The organism is Roseburia sp. 1XD42-69, assembly GCF_003612565.1.
Lineage (GTDB): Bacteria > Bacillota > Clostridia > Lachnospirales > Lachnospiraceae > Roseburia_B.
Genome location: NZ_RAZG01000007.1, coordinates 37,097 through 64,010, shown reverse-complemented (window position 1 = coordinate 64,010; position 26,914 = coordinate 37,097). Strand labels below are relative to the sequence as shown.

Annotated in this window: 41 protein-coding genes; all 41 read right to left on the bottom strand. The window is 45.9% G+C overall.

The features are described 5' to 3' along the window. Nucleotides 1-29 precede the first annotated feature (29 nt). The 41 genes from D7Y06_RS05295 to D7Y06_RS05090 all read right to left on the bottom strand — a co-directional run bounded on the left by D7Y06_RS05295 (nucleotide 30) and on the right by D7Y06_RS05090 (nucleotide 26,910). On the bottom strand, nucleotides 30-266 hold the full coding sequence (locus D7Y06_RS05295; RefSeq protein ID WP_120406790.1) for a DUF6148 family protein: 237 nt from the start codon (nucleotides 264-266) through the stop codon (nucleotides 30-32). Then, nucleotides 266-2,113, bottom strand: a complete 1,848-nt coding sequence (locus D7Y06_RS05290; RefSeq protein ID WP_120406789.1) for a phage terminase large subunit family protein — start codon at nucleotides 2,111-2,113, stop codon at nucleotides 266-268. Before D7Y06_RS05290 ends, D7Y06_RS05295 begins: the two co-directional genes overlap by 1 nt. Further along, nucleotides 2,094-2,588 (bottom strand): hypothetical protein, encoded by a 495-nt coding sequence (locus D7Y06_RS05285; protein WP_120406788.1) that lies wholly within the window; start codon nucleotides 2,586-2,588, stop codon nucleotides 2,094-2,096. Before D7Y06_RS05285 ends, D7Y06_RS05290 begins: the two co-directional genes overlap by 20 nt. Before the next feature lie 160 nt (nucleotides 2,589-2,748). After that, nucleotides 2,749-3,555 (bottom strand): phage terminase small subunit, encoded by an 807-nt coding sequence (gene terS, locus D7Y06_RS05280; protein ID WP_243119105.1) that lies wholly within the window; start codon nucleotides 3,553-3,555, stop codon nucleotides 2,749-2,751. A 186-nt stretch (nucleotides 3,556-3,741) separates the two neighbouring features. Next, entirely contained in the window at nucleotides 3,742-4,221 is a 480-nt protein-coding gene (locus D7Y06_RS05275; RefSeq protein ID WP_120406786.1) for a hypothetical protein, read from the bottom strand. Nucleotides 4,222-4,239: 18 nt separating this feature from the next. Further along, nucleotides 4,240-4,575 carry a hypothetical protein gene (locus tag D7Y06_RS05270; protein ID WP_120406785.1) on the bottom strand — a complete coding sequence of 112 codons (336 nt, stop codon included), beginning with the start codon at nucleotides 4,573-4,575 and terminating at the stop codon, nucleotides 4,240-4,242. Between the two features lie 10 nt (nucleotides 4,576-4,585). Beyond that, complete coding sequence (locus D7Y06_RS05265; RefSeq protein WP_120406784.1) at nucleotides 4,586-6,067, bottom strand: ParB/RepB/Spo0J family partition protein; 1,482 nt, start codon at nucleotides 6,065-6,067, stop codon at nucleotides 4,586-4,588. 6 nt (nucleotides 6,068-6,073) lie between these two features. Then, complete coding sequence (locus tag D7Y06_RS05260; protein ID WP_120406783.1) at nucleotides 6,074-6,514, bottom strand: hypothetical protein; 441 nt, start codon at nucleotides 6,512-6,514, stop codon at nucleotides 6,074-6,076. Next, nucleotides 6,504-6,746: a hypothetical protein gene (locus tag D7Y06_RS05255; protein WP_120406782.1), complete on the bottom strand. Its 243-nt coding sequence runs from the start codon at nucleotides 6,744-6,746 to the stop codon at nucleotides 6,504-6,506. The genes D7Y06_RS05260 and D7Y06_RS05255 overlap by 11 nt, the downstream gene beginning before the upstream one ends. Before the next feature lie 11 nt (nucleotides 6,747-6,757). Then, nucleotides 6,758-7,213, bottom strand: a complete 456-nt coding sequence (locus tag D7Y06_RS05250) for a hypothetical protein (RefSeq protein WP_120406781.1) — start codon at nucleotides 7,211-7,213, stop codon at nucleotides 6,758-6,760. Beyond that, the gene (locus D7Y06_RS05245; RefSeq protein WP_120406780.1) at nucleotides 7,213-7,422 is read right to left on the bottom strand and encodes a hypothetical protein; all 210 of its coding nucleotides are present in this window, start codon (nucleotides 7,420-7,422) and stop codon (nucleotides 7,213-7,215) included. The genes D7Y06_RS05250 and D7Y06_RS05245 overlap by 1 nt, the downstream gene beginning before the upstream one ends. Nucleotide 7,423: 1 nt before the next feature. Continuing rightward, a complete protein-coding gene (locus D7Y06_RS05240; RefSeq protein ID WP_120406779.1) occupies nucleotides 7,424-8,176 on the bottom strand; it encodes a ParA family protein in 753 nt (250 codons plus the stop codon). Next, nucleotides 8,173-8,442, bottom strand: a complete 270-nt coding sequence (locus D7Y06_RS05235) for a hypothetical protein (RefSeq protein WP_120406778.1) — start codon at nucleotides 8,440-8,442, stop codon at nucleotides 8,173-8,175. The genes D7Y06_RS05240 and D7Y06_RS05235 overlap by 4 nt, the downstream gene beginning before the upstream one ends. After that, nucleotides 8,405-8,734, bottom strand: coding sequence for a hypothetical protein (locus D7Y06_RS05230; protein ID WP_120406777.1), 330 nt, complete (start codon nucleotides 8,732-8,734; stop codon nucleotides 8,405-8,407). Before D7Y06_RS05230 ends, D7Y06_RS05235 begins: the two co-directional genes overlap by 38 nt. Nucleotides 8,735-9,048: 314 nt before the next feature. After that, nucleotides 9,049-9,288, bottom strand: coding sequence for a hypothetical protein (locus D7Y06_RS05225; protein WP_120406776.1), 240 nt, complete (start codon nucleotides 9,286-9,288; stop codon nucleotides 9,049-9,051). 138 nt (nucleotides 9,289-9,426) lie between these two features. Then, nucleotides 9,427-9,723, bottom strand: coding sequence for a hypothetical protein (locus tag D7Y06_RS05220; protein ID WP_120406775.1), 297 nt, complete (start codon nucleotides 9,721-9,723; stop codon nucleotides 9,427-9,429). Beyond that, complete coding sequence (locus D7Y06_RS05215) at nucleotides 9,671-9,937, bottom strand: hypothetical protein (RefSeq protein ID WP_120406774.1); 267 nt, start codon at nucleotides 9,935-9,937, stop codon at nucleotides 9,671-9,673. Before D7Y06_RS05215 ends, D7Y06_RS05220 begins: the two co-directional genes overlap by 53 nt. Next, entirely contained in the window at nucleotides 9,934-10,128 is a 195-nt protein-coding gene (locus tag D7Y06_RS05210) for a hypothetical protein (RefSeq protein ID WP_120406773.1), read from the bottom strand. Before D7Y06_RS05210 ends, D7Y06_RS05215 begins: the two co-directional genes overlap by 4 nt. After that, nucleotides 10,100-11,827, bottom strand: coding sequence for a DNA cytosine methyltransferase (dcm, locus tag D7Y06_RS05205; RefSeq protein WP_120406772.1), 1,728 nt, complete (start codon nucleotides 11,825-11,827; stop codon nucleotides 10,100-10,102). Before dcm ends, D7Y06_RS05210 begins: the two co-directional genes overlap by 29 nt. A gap of 11 nt (nucleotides 11,828-11,838) precedes the next feature. Further along, nucleotides 11,839-12,147, bottom strand: a complete 309-nt coding sequence (locus tag D7Y06_RS05200; RefSeq protein ID WP_147415588.1) for a hypothetical protein — start codon at nucleotides 12,145-12,147, stop codon at nucleotides 11,839-11,841. Beyond that, entirely contained in the window at nucleotides 12,135-12,431 is a 297-nt protein-coding gene (locus D7Y06_RS05195; RefSeq protein ID WP_120406770.1) for a hypothetical protein, read from the bottom strand. Before D7Y06_RS05195 ends, D7Y06_RS05200 begins: the two co-directional genes overlap by 13 nt. 10 nt (nucleotides 12,432-12,441) lie before the next feature. After that, nucleotides 12,442-12,825 (bottom strand): hypothetical protein, encoded by a 384-nt coding sequence (locus D7Y06_RS05190; RefSeq protein WP_120406769.1) that lies wholly within the window; start codon nucleotides 12,823-12,825, stop codon nucleotides 12,442-12,444. After that, a complete protein-coding gene (locus tag D7Y06_RS05185) occupies nucleotides 12,822-13,439 on the bottom strand; it encodes a Holliday junction resolvase RecU (RefSeq protein ID WP_243119104.1) in 618 nt (205 codons plus the stop codon). The genes D7Y06_RS05190 and D7Y06_RS05185 overlap by 4 nt, the downstream gene beginning before the upstream one ends. Continuing rightward, nucleotides 13,429-13,671, bottom strand: a complete 243-nt coding sequence (locus tag D7Y06_RS05180) for a hypothetical protein (RefSeq protein WP_120406768.1) — start codon at nucleotides 13,669-13,671, stop codon at nucleotides 13,429-13,431. The genes D7Y06_RS05185 and D7Y06_RS05180 overlap by 11 nt, the downstream gene beginning before the upstream one ends. Nucleotide 13,672: 1 nt before the next feature. Continuing rightward, a complete protein-coding gene (locus D7Y06_RS05175) occupies nucleotides 13,673-13,990 on the bottom strand; it encodes an ASCH domain-containing protein (protein WP_120406767.1) in 318 nt (105 codons plus the stop codon). Beyond that, complete coding sequence (locus D7Y06_RS05170) at nucleotides 13,984-14,496, bottom strand: 3'-5' exonuclease (RefSeq protein ID WP_120406766.1); 513 nt, start codon at nucleotides 14,494-14,496, stop codon at nucleotides 13,984-13,986. The genes D7Y06_RS05175 and D7Y06_RS05170 overlap by 7 nt, the downstream gene beginning before the upstream one ends. After that, a complete protein-coding gene (locus D7Y06_RS05165; RefSeq protein WP_120406765.1) occupies nucleotides 14,480-15,424 on the bottom strand; it encodes a radical SAM protein in 945 nt (314 codons plus the stop codon). The genes D7Y06_RS05170 and D7Y06_RS05165 overlap by 17 nt, the downstream gene beginning before the upstream one ends. Nucleotides 15,425-15,434: 10 nt before the next feature. Then, entirely contained in the window at nucleotides 15,435-15,932 is a 498-nt protein-coding gene (locus tag D7Y06_RS05160; RefSeq protein WP_243119096.1) for an XF1762 family protein, read from the bottom strand. Between the two features lie 4 nt (nucleotides 15,933-15,936). Continuing rightward, nucleotides 15,937-16,794, bottom strand: coding sequence for a hypothetical protein (locus D7Y06_RS05155; protein ID WP_120406764.1), 858 nt, complete (start codon nucleotides 16,792-16,794; stop codon nucleotides 15,937-15,939). Between the two features lie 262 nt (nucleotides 16,795-17,056). After that, nucleotides 17,057-17,668 (bottom strand): hypothetical protein, encoded by a 612-nt coding sequence (locus D7Y06_RS05150; protein ID WP_120406763.1) that lies wholly within the window; start codon nucleotides 17,666-17,668, stop codon nucleotides 17,057-17,059. Then, nucleotides 17,646-18,125, bottom strand: a complete 480-nt coding sequence (locus D7Y06_RS05145) for a hypothetical protein (protein ID WP_120406762.1) — start codon at nucleotides 18,123-18,125, stop codon at nucleotides 17,646-17,648. The genes D7Y06_RS05150 and D7Y06_RS05145 overlap by 23 nt, the downstream gene beginning before the upstream one ends. Continuing rightward, a complete protein-coding gene (locus D7Y06_RS25845; protein ID WP_158591254.1) occupies nucleotides 18,115-18,285 on the bottom strand; it encodes a hypothetical protein in 171 nt (56 codons plus the stop codon). Before D7Y06_RS25845 ends, D7Y06_RS05145 begins: the two co-directional genes overlap by 11 nt. A 287-nt stretch (nucleotides 18,286-18,572) precedes the next feature. Next, nucleotides 18,573-19,568, bottom strand: a complete 996-nt coding sequence (locus tag D7Y06_RS05135; protein WP_120406760.1) for an SUMF1/EgtB/PvdO family nonheme iron enzyme — start codon at nucleotides 19,566-19,568, stop codon at nucleotides 18,573-18,575. Nucleotides 19,569-19,582: 14 nt separating this feature from the next. Then, the gene (locus tag D7Y06_RS05130) at nucleotides 19,583-19,762 is read right to left on the bottom strand and encodes a hypothetical protein (protein ID WP_120406759.1); all 180 of its coding nucleotides are present in this window, start codon (nucleotides 19,760-19,762) and stop codon (nucleotides 19,583-19,585) included. 215 nt (nucleotides 19,763-19,977) lie between these two features. Beyond that, nucleotides 19,978-20,190, bottom strand: a complete 213-nt coding sequence (locus tag D7Y06_RS05120) for a hypothetical protein (protein WP_120406757.1) — start codon at nucleotides 20,188-20,190, stop codon at nucleotides 19,978-19,980. 2 nt (nucleotides 20,191-20,192) lie between these two features. After that, entirely contained in the window at nucleotides 20,193-20,375 is a 183-nt protein-coding gene (locus D7Y06_RS05115) for a helix-turn-helix domain-containing protein (protein WP_172540882.1), read from the bottom strand. A 175-nt stretch (nucleotides 20,376-20,550) separates the two neighbouring features. Then, nucleotides 20,551-21,768 carry a radical SAM family heme chaperone HemW gene (gene hemW / locus D7Y06_RS05110; protein ID WP_120406755.1) on the bottom strand — a complete coding sequence of 406 codons (1,218 nt, stop codon included), beginning with the start codon at nucleotides 21,766-21,768 and terminating at the stop codon, nucleotides 20,551-20,553. Nucleotides 21,769-21,771: 3 nt separating this feature from the next. Beyond that, nucleotides 21,772-23,577 carry a translation elongation factor 4 gene (gene lepA / locus D7Y06_RS05105; protein WP_120406754.1) on the bottom strand — a complete coding sequence of 602 codons (1,806 nt, stop codon included), beginning with the start codon at nucleotides 23,575-23,577 and terminating at the stop codon, nucleotides 21,772-21,774. Between the two features lie 166 nt (nucleotides 23,578-23,743). Continuing rightward, nucleotides 23,744-24,787, bottom strand: a complete 1,044-nt coding sequence (locus D7Y06_RS05100; protein WP_120406753.1) for an electron transfer flavoprotein subunit alpha/FixB family protein — start codon at nucleotides 24,785-24,787, stop codon at nucleotides 23,744-23,746. A gap of 121 nt (nucleotides 24,788-24,908) precedes the next feature. Next, on the bottom strand, nucleotides 24,909-25,694 hold the full coding sequence (locus D7Y06_RS05095; RefSeq protein WP_120406752.1) for an electron transfer flavoprotein subunit beta/FixA family protein: 786 nt from the start codon (nucleotides 25,692-25,694) through the stop codon (nucleotides 24,909-24,911). A gap of 61 nt (nucleotides 25,695-25,755) precedes the next feature. Next, nucleotides 25,756-26,910 carry an acyl-CoA dehydrogenase gene (locus D7Y06_RS05090; protein ID WP_120406751.1) on the bottom strand — a complete coding sequence of 385 codons (1,155 nt, stop codon included), beginning with the start codon at nucleotides 26,908-26,910 and terminating at the stop codon, nucleotides 25,756-25,758. Nucleotides 26,911-26,914: the final 4 nt, after the last annotated feature.

Below are 26,914 nucleotides of genomic sequence, written 5' to 3'. Positions count from 1 at the left end.
CCCTATGATGTCTTTAGGATTTAAAAATTTTATAAATCCCTCGGCACAATCCTATATACCCTGTTCCTCCCCTTATTCTTGGCTACGTTCTCCAATGCAGATACCTTGTTGCTCCAATGCTCTATCTGCCTGCGTATTTCGCCCAAATCCGCCCTTGTAAAGGATTTACCCCCTATTGTATAGGCTTGGTTGATTGCAACCTCTGTTTCGGCTTCTAGCCACGTTTCCAAGTGCTTCTTTGCTACTTCTAATGTGATTGCTGCCATTATGTGATACCTCCGCTTCTATTCCCCCGCCGTCTGCCCCTCTTCGGCGGTGTCTGTGTGCTGTTTCCTGTTGCCTTTTTTGACGGCTCTTTGAGGGTCAAGCCTGTTATTTCTATTGCTGCCTGTGCATAATTACGGCAATCCAAAGGCTCATTACGTTTCGTTTCCCCTGTCAGTTCCCAAACAAAGTACGGTCTGCCTTTCTTATACCGTAATACCTGTTTCTCCGCCGTCAACCCCTTAAAATAATCCTCGTCATACCCCCGGATATATCCGTTTTCGTCTTTCGGGAAGTGGCAGTATCCCGGTCCCTCTTCCTCAATCTGCAACCTCTGCAATAGCAAAGATTTCCCGGTATCTACCCCCAATGTGAACAAATACGCCTGCTCTCGGTTATTCTTTGACGGCTTCGGGATATACGGGCGGTCTGTGCCGTCCTTTCCCTTTATGGCAAATATCTTTCTTGCTGTCCGTGCCTTGCAGAATCGGTAAACCTTATTTGTGAAATGTCCGCCGGAATCCATGCAGGCACATATTATACGCAATTCCGTACCGTCCGCTTTCTTGAATTTCTGCAAAAGAAATTCATCAAGATTTTTCCATATCTCGGCTTGCTTCAAATCCCCATATATCCTCTTGTAGACGATTCCGTAAGATTCATGCCCTACGCCCCAACCGACAACCTCAATTTCAAATCTATCGTCCTGCGTGTCAATCCCTGCCGTTATCGCTATGACCTCTTCCGGCACTTCGCAACGGTATTTCTCACGCCGTTTTAACAAATCCTCTTTGTTGGCACTTTCGCCCTCTTCCTCCCAAGTCTGCCCCAACTCGGTATTGACCCAAGATTTCATCAGCTCCACATTGCCCTTTTTTAGTGCCTGGTCCGCTTCGATAAATCCTTTTACAATCTTTTCCCAACCAAAGAACGTAGACGCTAAAGAATTGAAATGAAAACCCCTCACTTTTCGGTTAGGGTACTTGGCTACATATTTCCCCTCGTTAAAATGGTCTTTCCATTCAATTTCGGAATGGATGCAACCGCACTTTGCACAAGCGTATGTAATGCTTTGTACCTCCCCGTCTGCGTCAACCGTGTATGTAAGGTTTCCCCATTCCAACGGCTGCAACTCCCCGCAACTCGGACAAGGTACATTCCATTCCTCCATTGTGGAATGTTCATACTCCATTTCAATACGGGATACGCCTTTTATGGTAGGGGTGCTTGTGTCTACCTCCTTACGATTCCAATATGTCGTTAAACGCTTCCCTGCAAGTATCAGAGGGTCCCCCTCCGCCCCTGCTGTCGGCGGGTATGCGTCTATTTCGTCCGCAAGCAGAACACGGATAGGACGGCTTCTAAGTTCTGTCGGGGAATTTGCCCCGGTCATTGTGATACGTCCGCCGGGAAATGCCTTTTTAAATATCGTGTTTCCGCTCGTCCTGCTCTTCTCGTTTATCTTATCCCTTAAAGCCGGGGTATCCCTTACCATTGGCATAAGCCTATCTTTGCTCATGGTTTCCGCAAGCGATAATGTCGGCTGCATACATAGCATTGTGCAGGGGTCATAGTGCATATAATAACCTATGGTATTAAGCAGAAAAGCGTCTGTTTTCCCCATTTGTGCAGCACTCATTACCACGACCTTTTCAATGGATATATCGGTTATAGCGTCCATGATTTCCCGCTGCCACGGTGCTTTTGATGTATCCCAACGCCCGCCCTTGCTGCCGGATTCAGAGGAAAGACGGCGGTATTTGTCCGCCCATTGGGATAATGTAAGGTCGGGCGGTGGCTCTAATACCTTAAATATCCGATTGAAAAGGTCAATCGTTTCCCTCTTCATCTTCTTTTATTTCCTCCTTAAAAACTTCCTCAAAATTTGACAACTCGGCTAACGCTTCCTTTATCCTGCCGTTGAGGTATACAAAGATTTTCGCCTTGTCTGTCATGGTCGCCAACTTCTCGGCTTCCTCTGCCGGAATCGCACTTAAACGGCTTTTAAAATTTATCAGAGTGGCGGACATTATTTTTTCTATGTCCTCCGCCTTGTGCAACTCCCCTTTTTTTACCGACAAGTCCAATTCCTCATTAAGCCTTTTTGCCTTTGTCAGCTTCGCCCGCTCTTCGTTAAGGTCTATATTTTCTTCATTCTCCGGGTTGCGGTCCCTCAAATACTTTATGTAAGCGTGGGTCGCTTCCGTCAATGAATACAAACCGCCCTGCTTGGTCTGCAAGATTCCCTTTTCCGTCAACCTCTGCACATTCTTAGGGGTCATATCTAGGAATTTTGCCACCGCATTTTTATCATAGAGTTTCAAAATCCTACCCCCTTAAAAAAATTTCCGGAATTTTGGAAGTCGATTTTTCCGCCCGGAATCTAGGCAAGTCTTGGGGTCACAGCACCCGCAAGGCTTTCCGCCCCGTCACAGTACCTTTTGCCCTCCGCCTGCTGCCCCGGCGTTGCTTCTTTCCTGCTGATTATTCTATATCGCTTAATCCTTCTTCGTCCTCGGTGTATGTGTCGTCTATCTCCCCCGTGTCCGGGTCTACCTCATACTCTCCCTTTAGTTTCTGCTTCATCAGTGCGTACCGCTTCTCTTCCAGTGAGATACGGCGTTGCTCCAACTCATAGGACTTAATGGAATCCAATAGCTTTATAATGCGTCCGTGTATCTTGTTTATTTCTGCTTCTAATTTCATTGCCCTTTCAAAGGCAGACGATTTTATGGTGGTTTCCATAGCCACATCAAGTGCAGGCTTCTTTCCCTCTCCCTCGCCCCCTGCATACTCCTCGTATGGGTCGCCGTCCTCATTATCTGCCTTTTTCGGGGTACGCATTTCCACGACCTTATCCGTGTATAGCTGCCCTGTATCGTCATTGTTAAGGCTGTTTATACGCTTCTTTAGGTCGTTTTCCTTGGCTATAAGGGTCTGCAATTCCCTTAACATATTATCCTCCGTATCAAGGGTAACGGATTCTATAAGGGTCTTTTCTTCCTCCGTCAATTCTTCAAAATAGACCGTGGAATATGCCCCGTGGGTTTCTGCGTTTTTATTCCTCGGTGGGGCCCCGTGGCCCTTGGCGTTTTGGTTGCCTTTCTGTCCGCCCTTTTTCTTCGGCTTGTTTTCAAGTGCTTCTTTCCACTTGTCTATACACTTCCATTTGCGGACCTTGGCAGAATCCACGCCCAAGGCTTCCGCTATTTCCGGGTTGCTCATTAACCCCTCGGAATCTAAAAAAAGCTGCTTTGCCTTTTCCCGGTTTTCGTCCTTTTTTCGTGCCACGGCAAAACCTCCTTTCGTTTGTTTCTCCATTTTCCGCCGTTCCATTCCCTCGGAATCATCACATTTTTTCAGAATTTCAAAAATGCAACGTCAAAGGGCAGCGGGATTTTAACTTTATCCCTGCTGCCCCTGCGGTATTTTACTTTTGCATTATATCACAAAAAATCGGGCAATGGCGGGCAATCTTTACTTGATGATTTCGCCTATAATTTTGCTTCGTGAAATATTCCTATTTCTTGCAAATTTTCCGCCCAAGGCTTCCAAGGCAACGCACCTTATATTTTTACTCTGCCTTACACTGTAACTAATTTGTTCCGCTATGCGTTCCCATTTTTGACCTTTTATGTAGAATCCGCTGATAATGGTTTTATGTATCGGCGTAAGTGCTGAAATTTCCTTGAAAATCTCCGTCCTAAGTTTTTTCAACTCCTTAATCCTCTTTTTCAGAGTGTCGATACTCTCCCTTGTGTCAGCTTCCGCCAATTTTACGGCAAGTAGAGCCGTGGAATCGGATAGAGTGTTACCGTGGGGCATACCGTCATAGACAACGGCCCCAAGCGGATTATACCCGGCTTCGTACTGCTCTAGCCACTCACTCGCCACCTTTATATCAAGGTCAACATATCTGTAAAACTTTAAGATTGCTTCCACTTCCAAATTTTTCATAATTGCATATCCTTTCTTTTATGGCGGTCTGTATTTCTCATGCCATTTGATACTTGCTACCGCTTTTCTTGGCTTTCCTGCCTTAATCCTGCTGCCGTGCCGTGTCCTCCTGCCCTTGCAGGATTCGCAAATATCTTGTGATACCTCCAACAATCCGCCTATTCCCTCCATAACATCCTTTAGGCTTGCCATAGTATCATCAAAGGATTGCATTAACTGATTCAGTAAATCGCACGTTTCACTTACTGTTTTCCTGCCCGTGGCAGACAGGACAAGTATAACCGTTTCTAACTCCGTTCCTGCCCTGCTGCCACCGTAATATATGATTCCCTCCCTATACTCGATACGGCCCATACTGCACCGCCTAACTCTGTAAATACTGCTGATACTCTTTTGTCTTGCCCGATACCCAAACAGATAAGGCGTTGGTTACTTTATTTTCCCATTCTGCCGGACAAGGCATATTCCCTTTGTTTGCTTCCAATACGGACGCTATGACCGCCCTAACCTCCTTTCCGATAAGCGTATATTGACCCATGCCGTATTTTTTAGCAATCCATTCCGTAAAACTCAATCCCTTTTCCTGTACCTCCGGCACATAATCCGGGTAATCGCTCATATCCTGCTGCCCCGGCAAAGGCTTTTCTTCCCCCTGCGGTTCAACTGCTGCCGTTGGCTCATTCATGCCGTTAAATGCTTCCCCGGTTTCTCCCTCTGCGTCCTCCGCTTCCCCCTGCACTTCTTCCGGGGAATCGTCATAAACCAAATCGCCGTTTTCAATCATCAACGCTACAATCCCCGCAAGGTCGGCGTACTCAATCAAATAATTCTGCCATTCCTCATTGATAATCGTTATTCCCTCTGCCGCAAACCTGTAAACAAAATGCCTGCCGTCCTCCAAGTTGATTTTTGAGCCTTTGAAAGTCCTTTCAAAATGCTTTCTAAGCATTTTTTCTATTCCCTCCAAATTATCCTTTGCCTTGAAAATATCCCGGTTGGCTTCTCCCTTTATAGCGTCCGTGATAGCCATTTGCACACGCTCCGCCTGTTCGTCCGTGATTTCCGCTTTCTGCTCCTGCTTCACGTCCTTAATGTGCATTTCCCCTTTTTCTTCGTACTGCTGATAGGCTTTTGCCTGCCCCTCCCCGTCAAGCCTGCTAAGTTCATGGGCGGTAGAAATGCCGATATTGCCTTTTTCCAACTCCTGCTTAAATTCCGGGGATAAGTTGTTTTCTATGGCTTCCATTCTGCCAATCTGCGTAGTAGACGTGTTAAGCATTTGTGCCACGATTTCACGGATACGCCCCATTCTTACCCGCTCTTCTTTCGGCTTATCCTTGTTTTCCTCCGTCAACGCCTTTTTATACTCGGTAAGAAGTTCCTTTAACTGCTTTGCCTGCTGCACCTTTTCCCAATCGGTCAATTCCCTTGCGGTGGCGTTGGTAAGAATAAGGCTCAACTTATCTTTTATGGTGTCGGATTCATGCTTGATACGGCACGGCACTTTTCTATACTCTTCCTTGCCCTCCCCTATCAGTTTCAACGCTGCCAATCTCCGGCGGTGTCCTGCGATAACCTCATACTTTCCGTGTGCTTCCGGCTTTACAACTAAATTCTGCTCGATACCGCCCGACAACTCGATAGCGTCCGCCAACTCGTTTATTCCCTCGGTTGTGTAGAAATTATCCTTGCTCGGCATTAAGTCCTCTACATCAAGCATTACAACCTCAAAACTGCTTTCCTGCCCCTCTGCCGGCCCCGTTCCTGCTACCGCTGCTTCCTGCTTCTGTCCTGCTGCCCCTTTGCTCTTTCCATTCAGCAAACTGTTAAGGTCAAATCCTGCCATTCTCCATTACCTCACTTTCTTTTTTTCTGTGTCCGAATCGGTCACGCTACGCCATTTTGTCCTAAGTTCTTTTTTCTGCTCTTCTGATAACTGTAATAAATCTTCCATTACCTTTTCCGTGATTTCATCAGCTACCATTTTTGTAACAATGTCCGTATGTCTGTCTATTTCCTCCTGCCGGTCCCTCTTCCTTTCTAATTCGTTTTTCAGATTTCTAATATGGTCCCTCAATTCCCATATCTCCGTATTCATACGCACATTATCATCTTTCAACCTGTCGTACACTTCCAATGGAATTTCCACGGTCGGCCCCTTTACCTTAAATTCGATAAACGCCCTATATTCATCTAACGGAATCTTTACCGTTGGTACAATCTCTATCGGGTTAAATCCTGCTAATGTAACGGATTCCTGTTTTGCTTCCTCCGTGTAATTATTATCTTTCAATTCCTGCTTCCTCCATTTCCTTTTCAATCTGTTTTATCTCCTGCATTGTCTTTTTCCGTCTTGATATGTACCCCTCGCAATCCTCGGTATCTTTCAGCAAAGAAAACTTGCAGGGTCCCATATATGCCATGCCCTTAGAAATATGCCTGCTGCAATCTCCATTACAACAATGATTCCTGCAAAATGTAGGCATATTGCTTGTGTCAACCATGATAATAGGTCTACGCTCCATACTCTCCCTCCTTAACAAATTTCAGCGTCCGGCACTTGGATATATACTATAATCGCTTCTTTCCAATCCAAGGAATCAACTTTTGCCCTCATTAGTGGTAAGGCTTCCTCGTCCGGCAATTCTTCATCTATGCCACATTCCGCATAGTCAAAATACTTTTCAAAAATATCGACCGTATCGGGTTTTCCCTCTTCGTAGAAGATAACGCCGTAATCCTCATGCACAATATATTTATCAATAAGGCAGCTTCCCCAACTTCCCATCCAGTAGCAACAACCATCATCTGCCACAATCTCACTATCTACCATTGCCACTATTGGCAGGTCCGGGCGTTTCTTTATCAACCCGAATAACTCTTTGAGGTTTTCCGTCTGCTTCTCTATCTGCCCCTTTGCACGGTAGATACTCTTTTTAAGTTCCGCCCTCTGCTCTTCGGGTTTCTTCAAATCCTCTAAATTTATAAGCATTACCTGTACTCCTTTCCTGTTTCCTTATCCTTTAAGACGATACGCCCGACCAACTCAAACCCGGCAAGGCTGATTATCTGCTTTAGCATTGTGATAAGCATACTCACGGCTTCGTTATGCTCTTTCCGCCTTTCCTCTTTCTGTACCTCATGTATCGCCATTCCTGCGGTCGGGTCGGGGTATCCCTCTGTATTCTTGTACCCTCCCATGCTAAACCTCCAAATACTCACGCACAAACGCCTTGTAATCCCTTGCGGCCCCGGAACGTGGGGAATACTCCATAAGGCTTTCATTTGTAAAAGTAACCTCGTCCGCCTTTTCCGTCCTGCGGATATGCGTTTTAAATACCGGGTAACGCTGATTCTGCAACCATTCCTCCCCCTGCCTGCATACCTCACGGTTATAGAACATTGTCACAAGGCAACCCCTCAATTTCAGTTTCGGGTTAAGCTGTTTGGCGTTGTTTATCTGCTCTTCCAGTTCGTCCATGCCGTCAAAGGCGTAGCCGTCAATCTTAATCGGTATAATAACCTCGTCCGCTGCCACAAGGGCATTGATAACGGAAATATTTATATCCGGCGGACAGTCAATAATGCAATAATCGTACTCGCCCTTTACCTTTTCCAATTCCCCGGCTAATATGGTTGCCTGCTGCCGTTCCTCGTCCTTAATTACCATGAGGTTAGCGGTCAAAAGGTGCATATTTGCAGGAATCGCCTTTAACCGCTCCATGTTCGTTTCCTGCGTCACGGATTCTATGCCCTGCTGCCCGGTCAGAATATCCGCAAGGCTCGGCTTCTCATAACTCCATACACCGCAAGCCTTGGAAAGATTGCCCTGCTTGTCGTTGTCAATAACCAATACCTTTTTACCGTAGTCCTTGGCTAAGATATGAGCCATATTTACCGTTGTCGTAGTCTTGGCACATCCGCCTTTCATGTTGATAACTGCAATAGTTTTCATTCTTCCTTACCTCCTGTTAATATTTTCTGCACTTCCGCAAAGTCCTTTTTCTTAAACCCTCTTAGTATCCCTGCAAATATCGCCCCTGCCCGCCTGCCTAACTCCTTATTCATAAAATCAAGGTCGCCTTGCGTGAATATCTTTTTTATGTCCGGTTCATTGATAACCTTGGTTGCAAAAATCAATTCCATACCGCATAGGGTCTTTACCCCATTTTTGAAATACGCTTTATCCTCCTGCGTCATTTCCACTTTTCCCGCTGCCATTTCCTCCCTCCCTCTCAATCTCTATCAGTTCCCAAGATTCAAAGTTGCTTAACCATATATCCCATACCGTGCCGTCCTCACGGATAACAACCGCCTTATCTATTACCTTTTCCGGGGTCAGCACACGGCATATATGCCCCGCACACTGTTTTTCCTGTGTGTAACAATACGGCTCGTTACCTCCCCTTTTCGCTTTCCCGAAAGAAACGTAGGTATTCCCGTTTTCCGCCCCTCTTCGGTGGTAAAACGGCATATCCTCCACACGCATTTTTACCGTATTCCCTTTTACCAATGTCTTATCCTCCTTTAGGTGTGCTTGCACACTTTATACAATCCCCAAGGCTTGCACTCTATAAAATGTGCAACCGCCTTTTCGTTTCGGTGGTCCCCTTATCATGGAATCCAACCGCCTTTCCGGCATTTGTGATAGGCGTTGCAATTTTTCACATTAAAAAATTACGAAAAACCTGTTGACCGTCTACACACTCTCTAGCTTGGTGTGCCCGCTGCTATTTTTTCACTCTATCCCTGCTACGGCTATTGGCTTGCCCTCGTCAGAAAACAGGTTGCCGACCTGTCTTGATAGCGGATAAACCGCTATTTCGGCTATTCAACCGTCCTTTTAATCTGAAATATCATGCCTAAAGCACAATGTAAGAAGAAATCCTTTATTTCCTTTTCCTCTGCTTCGTAATCGGTGGCAACTATCAGAGTGCAATTACCCGCCCAATTACTCCAAGAAATATCAAAATTCATGTAACTGTACCCCTGCAAGCTGTCCTTGATTGCCTTACATTCCCTTTCTGCAAAATATCCCAATTCCTCGAATGTGTATTCTTTCTTCATATCCGGCTACCTCCGTTTGCTTTCCTTTGATGATTCTATTATATACTTATATAAGTATAAATACAACCCGGAAACATCCACAAATATACTTGTATAAGTATAGCCGTTCTTTGTACAATCTGTATACTTATATAAGTATTATTCGGATTTTGCCCTTTTCCCCTCCAACTCCTGCCGTTTTCCGTTCAGATATTGCAGATATTCCCCGTATGTCATGCCCTGCGGTACTATCCGCCTTTCCGCTTCCTTTGCCTGCTGCACCCTATCCCTCAATACCTCCGCCTTGGATACACTCTTAGGCTCTTCCTGCTTTGGCGGTTCTTCCGCCTTTATCCCTAACCGCCTTGCCTGCCTGTTCGGCTTGTATTTGTTGTATGTAACCTTATTGCTTTTCGGGAACTGCTGCCCCTTTTTCCTCCTGCTCTTCTTTGCCAATGCTACCGCTCCTTTCCAAACCCTCCGCAATCTCCAATATGCTTTCCATGCACTCCTTTATGTTCGTGTCGGTCCCTGCCGTAATGCTTAAAATGCTGCTAATCTGCTTTAACCGCTTTATCTGTCGTGGGTCAACTGCTGCCCTCTGCAAACATTCCGGGCAGACTTCCACGACCTCCAAGGCAGGCTTACCGCAAATACTACATTTTTTCATACCCTCAACCCCTGCCCTAATCCTGCTGCTTCCCCACACGCCAACAAATAAGCCATTAACCATGCAAAGGCAAAGAATCCAACCGCAACAACCAACGATACAATAAACAACTTGATTAAAAACGGCTTTAACTTCTCCCTGGTCCAATACCGAAACACGGTCTTATAAAATGTTTTCCTTTTCTCTTTCACTTTCTGATACCTCCGTCAATGCGTCTAAAATCCCCAAATACACCCTTTCCGCACAAAAGACACATATACTATTACCTATTGCCCTATAACGTGCCGTATCGGCTATTTCCGTGCCGTCTGCGCCGTATTTCGTCCAGTTATCCGGGTATCCCTGCAACCTCTCACACTCTACCGGGGTCAATCGGCGTATAACATAGATAACACGTTGCACCGCCTTTTTCAGAATGTCCTTTATGCTTCTTGGCTTGCTAGGGGTATTCTCCTTTGTCCTGTGGCTCTCGGTTATGATTGTTTCCGACCCTCCGCCGTAATCCCCCCCTGCTGCCCTCAATGTTCCGCTTGCGTCCGTTTCCCTGTATCCGCCATGCTGATTCAATTCAAAGGCTTTTCTATTCTTTTCAACGATTATCCCCGTACCGTTATTTACTATTTTTGCCTGCCCTGCTAATACCGTTCCTGCAACGTCCGATTCCTTATAGTTTCCGAACTGCTGCCCCTCATAGTATTTAACCTCTTTGCAGACTAAAGGCGTATCGCCCCTTATGGTGCTGTTTTGGTCTGCCGTAAGCGTACCGCTTGTGCTGCTTTCCCTATATCCGTGGTGCTGATAGGCTTCGTAGAAAACGCTGTGTACGTCCGCCGTGGTAAGTGTCGGGCATGGTCCCCCGACTTCCCCAACGCCTAATCCGTTGCTTGCCTTATTCCGGGTCACTTCATCACGCAAGGGGATAACACTTTTCTTTTCCATGAATACCGCCCCTCTGCCACCTGTCATAATGGTAGGTGCTTTTTCTTCCTCGAATCCTAACCCCTTGCCCTCTCCGCCTTGGTTATATGTAAAGCCTGCCACCGTCCGCCTTTCGTGCATTACGCAAGGTATTTGACCGCCTGCACTCCCCATATTCTGTAATAACGTAGGGGTCTTATCCTCGAAAGTCCTTACTACGCTGTCAGCGTGTGCAAAGTCCAACCCGATTATCTCCCCCCCTATTCCGCTATTTTCTGCTCTAAGGCTATCCGTAGATTCTCCGGCAACTTCCGCCCTTTCGCCTTTGCTCTTCGTATGATACCCAAGCAGGCTTTCGGACTTAAAGAGTATTTCTCCGGCACGTTGTCCTCCAAAATCTCCGACAAGGTAGATTCTCTTTCTACGTTGGGGTACTCCCCAAAATTGAGCGTCAAGCACTCTCCAAGCTGCGTCAACCTCTCCCCCTCTAACCATTCCTGCGGTTGCCCACCTGCCACTTGCAGGCATTGGAATACTGGTTTTTGTGACTTTTTCAAGCACGGCTCTAAAATCTGCTCCGTCTGCTGATGAAAAAGCACCGGGTACGTTCTCCCAAATAATGAAAGTTGGATATTTACCATTTGTTGCTAACCTCATTTCCTCTATGATTCTGATTGCTTCCATGAACAACCCGGAACGGTTGCCCTTTAACCCCTTTCTCTGCCCTGCTATGCTTAAATCTTGGCACGGACTCCCGAAAGTGATTATATCCACGGGTTGTATTTCGTCGCCTTTTAACTCCGTCACGCTCCCAACGTGCATAACTTCCGGGAATCGGTAGCGTGTTATGTCAATACAACTCGGCTCAATCTCTGCGGCCCATATCGGCGTTATCCTGCCCGTTAGCTGTGCTGCGTAGCAGAAACCGCCGATACCGTCAAATAGGCTGCCAAGCGTTAATCCTGCTTCCATACTCTCCCCCCTTACACATTAAAAGAATAATCCCATATTCTTTCTTTTCCTGTCAGTTTTATATCTCCATTGTGCATATAAGCCTTGCATTTAAAAAATGCTTCCGAATGGTCGTAAGATTCTGCAACCTCGTTTTCGTCCAACTCAATTTCTATAACGCTCATTTCTTTCATTCCTCGCATTATAAGAAATTTGCACGAATCAACCGCTTCTTTGCAGAGGTATACCATTCCGTCCCACGATTTCTTGATTATCCCCTCACCTGCAATCTTTACCATTATTTCCCTTGGTGCTGCGTGATAATATTTCATTCCTGCCAATCCTCCAATTTCTTAACCCTCGCCTGCAAGTTTGCTATGGTTACTTTCATTTCCTCAATCTGATAGGGCAATACGTCCGTATTCTCAAACATATAGAGGACTTCAACCGCCCTTTCCGTGCTTACTCCTGCTTTCAGCCTTGGCTTTTTGGTCTTGGGGTCAACCTCCGTAAGCCTGCGGTTTTCATAGTTCTTTCTGCTCTTCTTTTCCGGTCCAGGCATTGCCTTTTTCATCATGCCGTAGCAGGGAATACAACCGCTCAATATCCTGTCAACTGCTGCCATAGGCTACCTCTTAAGATTCCAATATCTCGCCCATTTGATTTAAGAGCGATTCCGTTTTACCGACTGCTGCCGTCTTGCGGAAATATACCTTTCCCTCTTCCTCCTGTATCTTTTTCCAAAGAATCGGTATCAGTATCTTTGTAGAAAAAATCATGTGCGTTACGGTAGGTGCTTCTACGATACGGTCACACATTTGTATGTAAATCTCTGCTGCCGTTGCGGTGTTGACCCAATCCGGCGTTTCTTTCTTCGCCTGCTCATATATGGGCGTTTTTCTGTACTTCTCCGCCAAGTCCATAATGATTTCTTTTGCACGGTCGGTAAAATCTACCGTTCCGTCCTCTGCAACCTCCGCAATCCCCAACAACTCTATAATCATATCCTTATCGCTCATGCCTGCCCCTCCGTAAATATTCCCGTGTCTATGTTCTGCAAGAAATGTACCGCACCGTCAAACCTTACCTTGTATTCCTCTATATCATCTGCTTTCAAATACTGCCGTCCGTACATTTCTTTCATATCACGCCACACATTCCAAGGGATAAAGAAAAAATCATCTTGTATACAGATACAGACACCGCACAACGCCCCTAATCGGTTGTGCTTCTCCAATACATCCATTTGCGTATCTGTAAGGACGTTCCGGGTTATCCTGTCTTTCCCGGTCCTCTTCGCTTCAAACATGATAGAGCGACCGCCGTATAAGGTCCCTTGAAAGTCGGGTTGTGCGTGTGTGCTGAAACGCCCCGTAAATTCCCCCGTCCTATGGTTCTTGCTTGTCACACGGAACGGCTCCGGCGTTTTGTCTATCGTGGCTATGCCTTTCTGCTCGTACATCCTGCACCCTGCAAGTATTTCACGCTCAAAATGCTGCCCTTGGGCGTTGTTCTGCTTGTTTTTATACTGCTGCCTTATTTTCTCTGCGTCTATTGGCATATCCCTTGCCTGCTGCCATTTCCGCAATTCTCTTTCCGTGTCCGAATCGGTCACAAATCCGCTATTTCTCACGCTTTAATACCTCCCAATCAACTAATTTCAGTACCTTTGTATCGTTAATCTCGTACATAAAGGTTACTTGATTCCTTTTAACGGAATGTACCGCAAATATATCCGTTATTGTTACCTCTGCGGACCTTGCCGTAACCGGTCCGCCGACTATCCCTATACCGCCATGTAATGTTATATTGACCTTATCCCCTACCTCATAAGGAGAATGTGCTACAAATCCTGCTGCCTGCATATCAACAACCGCTCCTTTCTGTAATCTCATGTATTTTCAGTGTGTAATACTCTTTCCCCGGCTCTGCTCCCCACTCTTCCCGACCTGTTTTAATATCCAAGGTGCAACGTGCTACAAATTCCGGCTTATCTTTTCCGTATCCATTCCTAAATTTGATTTCCCTTTTATCGGTCCCACACGGTATATTTGAATGAGGGAACATATCAAATATTTTCTTGAAACGACTTGTGTAATACGGCTTTATCTCCCTGTATTCCTCCCCCTTTCCCCCGGACAGAATCATATAAAACCATTTACCTATTGTTGGCAGGGTCAACATTTCTTTTCCCTCCCCTCTTCCATTTTCTTATAGCAATAAAGGGTTGCTTTTGCGTCCTCTAAAGAATCATGTGCTTTAAACTCGTATCCGTAGTAGTCCGCACATTTGCTAAGTTTCTGCCATTTGTACGAATCGTGGTAGCTGTCGTATTCTCCGTAGATTCTCGCAAAGATTACCATAGGGTCAATCCATTTTCCGGGGTCTATATAGATACCGTAGGCTTTCAAGAATCCGTTTTCAAAATCCGCATTGTAGGCTATCACGTTATCCGCCTTATTCAGAATTTCCGTTACCGCCTGCACATAGCAGGAAAAGGGGCAGCAGGCTTTTACTTTCTGCGGTGTGATTCCGTGTACCCTCTGTGCGTCCTCCCAACTGTCCTTATTGTTCGGTCTGCAATACGCATTAAGCAGGGTATTAAATTCTTCGTCTATGATAGACACTTGTAAAACTTCGTCCTTTCCTGCTCTGAATCCCGTTGTTTCAAAATCAATCGTTACAATCATTTGATACCTCCAATCTCTGCTTTACCCAAGGTCTTTTATTTATGTACTCTTTCCAAGTTTCTTTCCTATACAGATTTCCATATATGTAGCGGTTGGTAAATTCAAGCTGTGCTTTGTTCGGACGGATACCCAAACCCTCGTTACGCTCCGCCTGGGCGTATAGGTGTATGCCCTTATGTTTCCTCAACTGCTGCACCCTATAATCTGCTTCGTCTAGGTCTTTCCTCACAAGCAGATAGACAAAGAGCCGATACGGCTTGATTCCCCTTTCCGCCAATAATCCCGCCACCCTGTTAATGTGCTTTACTTGGCTTACGGTATCGCAAGAAAAACGAAAATACTTTATCCATTGCAGGCTTGCCAATACGTCCGCTATTTCCTCCGTTACCAACCGTGCGTCCATTCCTTGATTGAGGTCGATTCTCCACCCCTTGCCTGCCATATCCTTTAGCTGCGATATTCCGTATTCGCTTGCCAATATGTTATTATCCATTAAAATTAAATCCGGCGTATCGTACCGCACTAACTCCGTCCACCGCCTGTAAGGCTTTATATTGCCCTCTTTCCTCGGAACATAGCACCAAGGGCATTTATTGGGGCAACCCCTAGTAATGTAGCCTATCGCATAATCACAATCGGGGTATATGGAATAATCCGGGTACATATCATCTATTTCCTGCGGTAGTTTCTTCTCTATGTCGTAGCCTGTACCGCCTTTTATGGTATCCGGCGGTAGGTCTTTGTTTTCCTCCGTAAAATCGAATATCTTTGACGAATAGACCAAATCGTAATCTTTTGCAGGGTCCCACCACTCCACGGAATCCCCCTTTGCCTTGTGGTATGCGGATATTTTCATAAGGGCGTAGTTAGGGAACGTCTTTTTGTGTTTGAAATGCTCTTTTTCACTGTCATGTAGTCCAATAATCAATCTTTATTCCTCACTTCCTCAATATCCTTACCCACCGTGTTTTTAACTCCTGCGGTATCTCCTGCCCTCTATCCCTTGCCCCTGTCCAATGCGTTCCCCCTGCTGCCCCCTCGCAAATAAAATTACTTGCTTTCAAACTCGCTCCGTCCTCACTTTGCAGAATATAAGTGATAATTTTCCTATACCCCATTTCCTTTGCTATCCTGCAACAAGCACCATATAGCATTGAACAAGCGTTTTTTGTTCCGTCTGTGCATAGTCTATTTATTTCACAAGTAAAGCCGTTATCTAAATATCTGCTTACAGGTCTGCCACATACCGCACAACCTATAATCGTATCTCCTTTATATAATCCAACGGCAAACTTGCAGCCTATTGTAGCTTTATGATGTCTGTGATATTGGTTGATAAAATCGCTTGCCTGCTTTAGGGTTATTGGTCTAATTTCCATTTTTACCCCTTGCATTTTTATCTTTTCTCTTATCAACTGCTTTATATCCTGCTGCATACCGTCACTTCCTTATTTTCCGTAACCGTAGGTAGACGCTCCACCCGGTATATTCGTTATACTGAAAATCTATCTTTGTAGGCTCATACCCTTTATATTGCTTACGCCATATCTCTTTATCTTCCGGGGTCTGTGCCAATGTCCGCAACTTTCGGAAACTGTATTTATGGTCGTTCTTCTTCTCTTTTGGCTTTTTCAGATTCATAGAGGTAGACCACTTTTTGCACCCCTTTTTCCTCTTGTTGATATAGTTTACTAACCCCTCTATACCGTTCTCGTTTGGCTGCAATCTGTCACAATTCACGAATCCCAAATAATCTACGGTTTTCCTATATTCCGTGTCATTCTGTGCCTTTTTCCAGTTAATCCGGGTCGCACTCCACATCAATTCCAAATCGTCACGGCTCAACCCTCCATTCAAGATAATATGGTGGTGGATTCTAACCGCCCTTGTCTGCTTATCCTCCATGCCCTCTAGGGTCAACTGCCCCTCTTCCTCTTCCGGCGTATACTCCGTGACAAGCATATATTTTAAGTCCTGCCCTGTGACCCTCTTCATTCTCCTTTTTACCCTGTCAAGATAGTTGTGTACGTTCCTTTCCGCTTCCTCCAAGGTTATAGGCAAATGCTCTTCGTTATAGGTTGCTGATATATGTAAATCATCTGCCCCAAAGTTGGTATTGGCTATCTGCACGAAACGCCTTTTACTCCGCTTGTCATTCAGATTCTTTTGAGCCTGTGAGGACTTCCCTTTTTTTTCCTTGCCTGCTTCCGGCATATTGGTAACGGGTACTATATCAACCTCTAAATATTCCTCCCCGCAATAAATCCTTTTCTCTCTTATGAATTTTTTTCTTGCCATTCCTGCACTCTCCTTATACTACCCAACCCCTCCCCTCATAAAGGGTACATCAACCTAACCATATACTTATATAACTATATGTACTTATATAAGTATATAATATAGTATTGCCCTTGATGTTAATACCCCATACAAGGTCCGAAACGTGCCATTTCTTACACGTTTTCAGAGGTTGCTTATTGACTTTCCATAAGCCTTATAGTATAATTTGAGTAGGTTTAATTATTTGCTATAAGGCAATGAAAGGCGTTTGCGTATGCCACTATGCAAACGCCTTTTCTTTTTCTCCTTTCCTGTAAATCTTCGTTGCAAAATCCATTGTAAAGAATCCGCCACAATCCTTATGCCGTGCCACATAACAGCAACCAAGCGTAACATATCCGCATTTTAAGCAAGTCATTTTCAGAAACGGTAACGGCGTAGCCATTACGTCCAGTGAGGGCAGATAAGGCACATTCAGACCGTTTTCAACGTGGTATCTCATACCCTCTATAAAATCCGGGTAATCTACCGTGTTGCCGACTATGCTTATATCCCCTGCCTGCAAGCGTCCTAGTGCCACTATTTCGCCCCAAACCACATCAACCGCCGTTTCTTCGTCCTCCACGACAAAGTACCCTATTTCGTCCTCTGCTTCGTGTAAAAGAATGTCCTGCGTGTATATCCTGCTGCCCCTGCCGTCAACCGCTGCCGTGCCTTTGCAGAGGGTGGAAATATCCACGGCGTACACATTCGCACCCGGATAACCGCCCTTGTCTATGTAGTGACCCACGGGGCGTAACGCCCCGTTTGGTCGTTTTGGCGGTTCTGTCAGATATTCGCCGTACACCCATATAGGGTAGGGCGTACCGCTACTCTTTGCCCTTGCTTCCATTACCGCCCCTTTCCGCCCTTGTGTGAATATCCCCGACAATCCGCATACGCTCCGTATCGCACACGCCTTTCTTATCCACGCACGGTAGCAGGATATAGTCTTTTCCGTCCTGCTGCCACTCAAAGGCTATTACCCCCTGCAACCTCACTTTCACGGTCTTACCGTCAAATCCGGGCAGTGTGTTATATTCCCGGTCAACCGTAGTTTCGATTACCGTAAACCGCCGTTTTTCTCCGTCTACTTCCAACTCCGTAATATCGCCCGTGAAAATTTCCGTGCCTGTTATGTCCGTGTAGCCGGTCCCCCTGCCAAGGGTTGTGGGGTTGATTTCCGTAAAATCGCCGTCCGGCGTTCCCATTTCCCCGATTTCTTCCGTATCGAATCCGTAAGAGGGCAGACCGTAAACATAATAAAATCTGTCCTCCGCCTTGTTGTACGCCAACGCCCTATACTTCATCTTCCGCCCCTCCCTTGCCTTTATTGAATAAATAGCCGTTCCTATATGAGATATTGCCGTTGTCAAGCTGCACTTTGTAGAATCCTGCACTTTCTTCCAATACCTCGTACTCCCTGCCCTCGGTCAACCCAAAATCGCTTACCTGTGATATTACTTTCACTTTCCGCCCTCCTGCTTTTTCTTAGGACACCACGCCGGGGACGTTTTTATAGGCACTTCGCTTGAAAACGGCTTACCGTACCCAAGGAAACCGGGCATTTTCTGTATCCTATGGTCTTTGAAATAATCCAAAATATATTTTTGGTCGGGGTGTTCGCAAGAAAAACTCGACCTGGTATTACTCGCTTTCCTAAACCCCTTGCAATGCTCGCAATCCGCACATCTGATTTTATCCGCCACGCTTACCTCTCCTTTCTTCTCATGGGGTGCTACCGCACCCCTAAACAGTTATTCAGTAATCAGTTTGCCGTTTACCTCATAAAAAGCGGAGCGGAAACCCACGTCGCCGCTAGAGTAGGAACGGGGATCATTCAAGCCGAGGGCGGACGGCCCCGAACCGGACGTACTGAAGAAACTCGACCCCCGGATAGGCAGATATTCCCCCTCGGTAGCGTCAAACCATACATAGGTATCCTTTTCCTCTTTTACGCCGTTTTCGGGCAGGATTCCCAAGTAGCATAACGCCTGCGGTATCTCCTGCAAGTCAACCTTTAAATCCTCCCAAGATACGCCGTCATAGTCCGGGGTGTAGTCCTCGCCTGCTGCCTTGTCGGTAATCGTGATTTCCCCGCCCTCGACATTGACCCTCACGGCGGTTTTTCCGCCCTGGTCCGTGGTAATCCCCTGCCACTTCTTGCTATCCCTTGAAAGGTCGCACCCTGCCAAGGCTGCGTCATTGTTCGGTATGTACTCCAATACGCCGTTTACGATACGCACCCCTGCCAACCATTCCCATACCAAGCCGTTAAGGTCTGATACGCCGTATACGGTGTGGTCGTGATTCCATGTATCCGGGCCGCTCCCTGTAAGCGTCCTGCCGTATCCGCAACCCTCACGCTCCCCCTGCTCTTCCTTGTGGTAATAATCATTTCCCCAATCCGTATTACCGTGGGGCAACGTGCCTTTCTTCCGGCTCTCATTTAACACATATTCCCACTCGGTAGCGGTCATTAAGTGCCACCCCTCGCCCTTTGTCCGGCAAGCTGCCAAGGCTTCATCAAAGGTAATTTCCGTTGTCGGGTCTACCATTGGCAGACTGTACGCCCTGCCCTTGATTACCTTATTGGGGTACTTGGAAATATAGATAGCGTCTACCTCTTTCCCTCCGATAATGAACATTTCCGGGGTAACTGCTGCCCTCGGATTCTCAAACCGGACCATAATAGAGGGAATCCCCCTATCATCAAAAATCACTACGTTGTTGTGCTTGATTGCTTCTCTCATTTCCTCATTTCCTCCTATTCTTCATAAAAAGTATTTAATTTGCATTTCATACAGATATTGCAAGGCTCGTCATTATCTGCCGACTTTTGGAATCCGTCACACTTCCCGCCCTGCTGCCGTGGCTTGACCCCCATTTTGGTAATCAGTCCACAATGTTCTAATGTCCGTTTCCCGGACCACGGATATTTACCCATGCCCTCCCTCCTACTTTTTAGAATAAATTGAATGTAACTTTATGCTTCCTCTCCGCCTTATGCTTTCCTCTGTATGCAATCCCGAATCAAAGAACGCACAAAACGTAGTACCGCCGATTATGCTTGTCGCCACGATATGCGACCCGATATTATGAAACTCACACTTTTTCACGTTCCTGTACGCTACCGTGTGCTTTTCCGTTTTACTCGCCACGCTACCCCTCCTTTCCTGCGGTCATTCTTTCTATTGCCTGCTGCTCTTCCTGCATATCCTGTACCGCCTGCCTAATCTGCCTGCAATCCTCTTTCAGACAATCCGCCACGGCTTCCAATACCTCCAACGGCAACGCTTCATCTACTACCACGCTACCGACCATATCCGCCAATTCCCTAGCCTTTTCCTGCAACGCTTCCCCTACCATTTCCATACCTATACCGTCCTTTGTGCGACTTCCGCCCGATAGGGTGTACCTCCACGCTTTAACTCGTTGTAGATAGTCGCACGGTGGACCCCGATAGTGTCAGCAATTACAATCACTCTCGCCCCCTGCTCTTTCATTTTTTCAATCCGTTTCCTGTCCTCATAGTTCAATCGCCTATTACCTTTTCTCACGCTTTCTACACCTCCTATCGCTCCAAAATAAAAAAGGAATGTGCCAAAAGTCCTAAACCCTTGACACATTCCCTATAAAAGCGTATAAAAAAAGAAATGCGATAGAGTTTATTAACTCTTGTCGCATTTCATTTTACAATGAAGCGTTTTTTATAATTTATTTAGAATTCCAGGACTAATCTAATAAAAACTGGGCAAGGGCGTAGTTGCTTAAATCCAGGCCCTTTTCGGTGAGCCACACCCGCTCAGGATTTTGCTGCAAAAGTTCCTCCGCTTCAAGCCTTGCAATTACCCTGGAATAGATATTGTCCACGGTAAAGCCAAAGGACTGGTAAAACCGGCTCCGCTCTATGCCCTGTATCATCCGAAGTCCCAGGAACATAAACTCCTCCATCTGGGCATTTCTCTTTAACTCCTCCGCTTTTTCATGGAGAGTTACTGCCGGCAGTTTCTTTTCCGTTTTTTCGTCTATAAACAAACACTCCTTAATGTTGTCCGCCTTTAAGATATAGGTATCCAAATCCCGCAGATTATTGTAGCGCAGGTTTCCTCCTATGAGAGAAGCGGCACCAAGGCCCACTCCCAGGTATTCTTCCCTCTGCCAGTAACCGATATTATGCCTGCAGACAAATCCTTTTTTTGCATAATTGGATATCTCATACCGCTCATATCCTGCCTCTTTTAGCACATCCTCCGTCATTTTCCCGATTTGGTACACCACATCTTCATGGGGAAGAACTTCCGGCTGAAATCCGGCCTCCTGTCTCACTGCGTCAAATTTGTACTTCTCATAAAAAGGCGTGCCTTTTTCAATCATCAGGGCATAGGCGGAAATGTGTTCCGGCTTTAACCCTGCTGTTTTTGTTAAAGTGTGATAAAACTTTTCCGTGTTCTGTCTGGGCAGGGCGTACATAAGGTCTATATTAATATTGTCGTAACCACACTCCCTTGCCAGCTCATAATTTCTCAAAAACTGCTGGAAGGTATGGACCCTCCCAAGAACTTTTAATTCCTCGTCATCTGCAGACTGCAGCCCAAGGCTTAAACGGTTGATGCCAAAATCTTTGTAGCTATTAAGCTTTGCCCTGGTCAATGTGCCTGGATTGCACTCAATGGTTATCTCCGCATCTTTTTTTATGGAAAAAAACTTATGCACAGTCTCCATAATCGAAGCCATATAATGTTCCTGGAGCCAGGAGGGAGTGCCCCCGCCAATATATATAGTGGACAATTCCCCCGCTTTCAATTCTTTTCCATAAAATTTTATTTCTTTTTTTAATGCCTCCACATACGCAGACTGCGATTTTTCATCTGCCGGGGCGGATAAAAAATCGCAGTAGTTACACTTTCTCATGCAAAATGGAATGTGGATATACAATTCCAATTCTCTCATATTTTAATCCTCGTCTAATTTCAGCACGCTCATAAATGCCTCCTGGGGGATTTCTACATTGCCCACCTGGCGCATCCTCTTTTTGCCTTCCTTCTGTTTCTCCAAAAGCTTTCTCTTTCTTGAGATATCCCCGCCGTAGCACTTGGCCAATACGTCTTTTCGCATTGCCTTTACGGTTTCCCTGGCAATGACTTTTCCTCCCACAGCCGCCTGGATGGGAATCTCAAAGAGATGCCTTGGAATCTCGCCTTTCAATTTTTCACACATTTTTCTGCCTCTGTCATAGGCGCTGTCTTTAAACACAATAAAGGACAGGGCGTCCACGGTCTCCTTGTTGATCAGTATATCCAGTTTTACAAGTTCCGACCTTACATAGCCTTTTAATTCATAGTCAAAAGAAGCATATCCCCTGGAACGGGATTTCAATGCGTCAAAAAAGTCATAGATAATCTCGTTTAAGGGCAGGTCATATTTAATTAAGGCCCTTGTCTCCTCGATATATTCCATACTGATATAAATCCCCCGGCGCTCCTGGCAAAGCTTCATAATGGCCCCCACATATTCGCTGGTCACCATAATCTCCGCCGACACCATGGGCTCCTCCATAAAATCTATCTCCGAAGGATCGGGAAGATTGGAGGGATTGGTTAAATCCATCACATCTCCGTTGGTTTTGTGCACCTTATAAATTACCCCCGGCGCGGTAGTCACCAAATCCAGGTTAAATTCCCGCTCCAGTCTCTCCTGGATAATCTCTAAGTGCAAAAGCCCTAAAAATCCGCACCGGAACCCAAATCCCAGGGCAAGGGAAGTTTCCGGCTCGTACTGCAGGGAAGCATCATTAATCTGCAATTTTTCCAGTGCATCCCGAAGGTCGGGATATTTTGCAGAATCTGCAGGATACATGCCGCAGTACACCATAGGATTTACCTTTTTGTATCCCGGCAGAGGCTCTTTGCAGGGCTTGTCCGCATGGGTAACCGTATCCCCCACCCTGGTGTCTCCCACATTTTTTATTCCTGCGGCGATATAGCCTACCATCCCTGCACTTAATTCCTCGCATGGAATAAACTGCCCGGCTCCAAAGTACCCAACTTCCACCACGTCATCCCTTGCGCCGGTGGCCATCATACAGATACTGTCCCCCACTTTCACTGTTCCTTCCATAATCCGGCAAAAAACTATCACCCCTTTATAGGCATCGTAGACAGCATCAAAAATTAAGGCCTGCAAAGGTGCGGATGCATCTCCTGTGGGAGCGGGAATTTTTGTGACAATCTGCTCTAACACCTCATCAATGTTTAAGCCTGTCTTAGCGGAAATCCTGGGGGCATCCTCCGCTTCAATTCCAATAACATTTTCTATCTCCTCTATCACCGCCTCCGGCTGGGCGCTGGGCAGATCTATTTTGTTTATCACAGGCATTACGTCCAAATCATGGTCAAGGGCCAGGTAAACATTTGCCAGTGTCTGGGCTTCCACCCCCTGGGCGGCATCCACTACAAGAATAGCCCCGTCGCAGGCGGCCAGGCTTCTTGAAACCTCATAATTAAAGTCCACATGCCCCGGGGTGTCAATCAGGTTAAAAACATATTCTTCCCCGTCCTTTGCCTTATATATGATGCGCACAGCCTGAGATTTTATGGTAATCCCCCGCTCTCTCTCCAAATCCATATTGTCCAATACCTGAGCCTGCATTTCACGGCTGGTTAAAAGCCCGGTATGCTCGATAATTCTGTCCGCTAAGGTGGACTTTCCATGGTCGATATGGGCGATAATACAAAAATTGCGGATTTTGCTCTGATCCAATGTTTTTTCCTCCGTTGGTTTTGGTCTGTACTTACCATTATATGATTCCCTCCCCCCAAAAGCAAGGACAATTTCGCAAAGGAATTATGACGTGCCACTGTGCGTGAAAAAAGACCGCCTGGAAACCAGACGGCCTTTCTGCTTTTAATTGTATTTAATCGTAGAATTAGCCCAACTCAGCCTTTAATGCTGTGGTAAGTGCCGGAACGATTTTATTTAAATCCCCAACGATACCATAGTCAGCCACATCAAAGATAGGAGCATCCTCGTCTTTGTTGATAGCAATGATAATGTCAGACTCTTCCATACCAGCCACGTGCTGGATTGCTCCGGAGATACCGATGGCAAAGTATACGTTTGGACGTACGGTTTTACCTGTCTGTCCTACCTGTACATCTACCGGTTTCCATCCGTTCTCAACTACTGCACGGGAGCAGCTTACAGTTGCTCCAAGCACATCTGCCAAATCCTGAAGAATCTTAAAGTTCTCTGCAGAACCTACACCACGTCCGCCGGATACCAAAATCTTAGCTTCCATGATATTTTCTGTATTTTTTACTGCCTTTACAATGTTTAAGATTTCCACATATTTGTTGTTTGGAGTAAATCCAGGATTGTACTCTTCCACATTTGCTTTTGCGCCTTTGTTTGGCTCGATTTTCTGCATAACGCCTGGACGAACGGTAGCCATCTGAGGACGGTTATCCGGGCAGGCAATGGTAGCGATGGTATTTCCGCCGAAAGCAGGACGTGTCATCAAAAGCTGATTGTGTTTCTGCTCGTCTTCTTTTCCCGGTACAGGGTTTAATGGGAAATCACCAATCTCAAGGACGGTACAGTCAGCGGTAAGACCTGTCTGAACACGGGCGGAAACCCTAGGTCCAAGGTCACGGCCGATAGCTGTAGCGCCAACCAGCATAATCTCCGGTTTGTATGTATTGATTACGGATGCCAGTGCGTGTGTGTACGGCTCTGTTCTGTAGTCTTTCAGTTCCGGATCGTCCACGACGATAACCTTGTCTGCGCCGTACTCTGCCAACTGATCTGCCAGACCTTTTACGCCGGAACCGATTAATACTGCTGTTACCTCAGTATTTAAATCTTTTGCCAAGTCTTTGCCTTTTCCAAGCAATTCAAATGCAACGCCATCTAATACGTTGTCTACCTGCTGTGCAAAGACAAATACTCCTTTATATTCTTCTAAACCCATTTTGTTCACCACTTTCCTTAATTTAAACGGTTAATCCGTGTTTATTCATGCAACATCTTTTTGCAAGTCATCCTCTCGCTGCAAAGCAGCGGGAAATGTCCCTCGCGGGAATCCAAAAGAATTAAATGACATGTTTCTCTTTTAATTTACCCATAATGTAAGATACGCCTTCCTCTGCATCCTGGGCAACAATTTTTTCACCTGCACCTTTGCGGACTTTATCAGAAGCCTTTGCAATCTTGGTAGGTGAGCCATTAAGGCCGATATTGGAATCGTCTACATCCTTTAAGTCTGCCCTTCCCCAAACGGTAACTTCTTTGTCATATGCATCAAAGATTCCTCCGGGTGTCATATAACGAGGCTCATTTAATTCAGAAAGTGCTGTAATTAAACACGGCATCTTTGCTTTTAACTCATGATATCTATCCTCATACTGACGCTGAACAATCACATAATCCCCGTCAATTTTAATATCCTGTGCATAAGAGATAACCGGAATATCCAAGTGCTCGGAAATCTGAGGTCCTACCTGTGCGGTATCACCGTCGATAGCCTGACGTCCTGTGATAATCAAATCATACTCCAGATTGCGGATTGCTCCTGCAATAGTTGTGGAGGTAGCCCATGTATCAGCTCCGCCCAAAACTCTGTCTGTTACAAGAACACCTTTATCTGCGCCCATTGCCATAGCTTCACGGAGAACTTCATCTGCCTTGGGAAGTCCCATGGTAACTACTGTAACCTCTGCTCCATACTGCTCTTTTAATCTTAAAGCTGCTTCCAAACCTGCTTTGTCATCCGGATTCATGATGGTAAGCATGGCAGCTCTGTTTAATGTACCGTCCGGGTTAAATTTAACGCCGCCTTTGGTATCTGGTACCTGTTTTACACATACAACTATTTTCACGGTATTCACTCCTTATAATATTGTTTATTCGTAATCCATTCTCAATCCGCTGAAATCACGTCTACTTTAATAATGCGCCAGAGATAACCATTCTCTGAACCTCAGAAGTTCCTTCGTAGATCTCAGTAATCTTGGCATCACGCATCATACGCTCTACATCGTACTCTCTGATATATCCATATCCGCCGAAGAGCTGAACACATCTTGTGGTAACATCCATCGCTGTCTCAGCAGCAAATAATTTTGCCTTTGCAGCTTCCACAGAGTATACTTTCTGTGTAGCTTTTGCCATAGCAGCCCTGTAAACCAGGAATTTCGCTGCGTCAATCTTAGCAGCCATGTCAGCCAGCTCAAACTGGGTATTCTGCTGAGCTGCAATGGAACGGCCAAACTGTTTTCTCTCTTTGGTGTAGGCGATGGTTGCCTCTAATGCACCCTCTGCAATACCAAGAGCCTGTGCGGCAATACCGATACGTCCGCCGTCAAGGGTATGCATAGCGATTGGGAATCCTTTTCCTTCCGGTCCTAAGAGATTCTCTTTCGGAATTTTGCAGTCTTCAAAAATCAACTCATATGTAGCAGATCCGCGGATACCCATTTTCTTTTCCTTTGTTCCGAAGGAGAATCCGGGAGCATCTTTTTCTACAATAAATGCGGAGAAGTTCTTTTTCTTTCTGCCTCTCTTATCCTCTGTCACGCTTGTGATAGCGATTACAATGTAAACGTCTGCCTCTTTACCGTTTGTGATAAAGCATTTGCTTCCGTTTAACACCCACTGGTCGCCGTCCAAAACGGCTTTTGTCTGGCATCCCTGGGCGTCTGTACCTGCGCCGGGCTCAGTCAGTGCAAATGCACCTAACTTTTCTCCTGTTGCAAGGGCACGGACATATTTCTGTTTCTGCTCTTCTGTACCGTAGGTCATAATGGGATCTACGCAGAGAGAGGTATGTGCGGAAACGATAACGCCTGTAGTACCGCAGACTTTAGAGAGTTCCTCCACACACATAATATAGGTCAACGGGTCACAGCCCTGTCCGCCGTACTCCTTTGGAACCGGAATTCCCATAAATCCTAATTTCTGCATTTTTTCCACTGTTCCTCTTGGGAATTTCTCAGTTTCATCTACTTCCTGAGCCAGAGGTTTCACTTCGTTTTCAGCGAACTCTTTAAATAAAGATCTCGCCATTTCATGTTTTTTATCTAAACCGAAATCCATGATT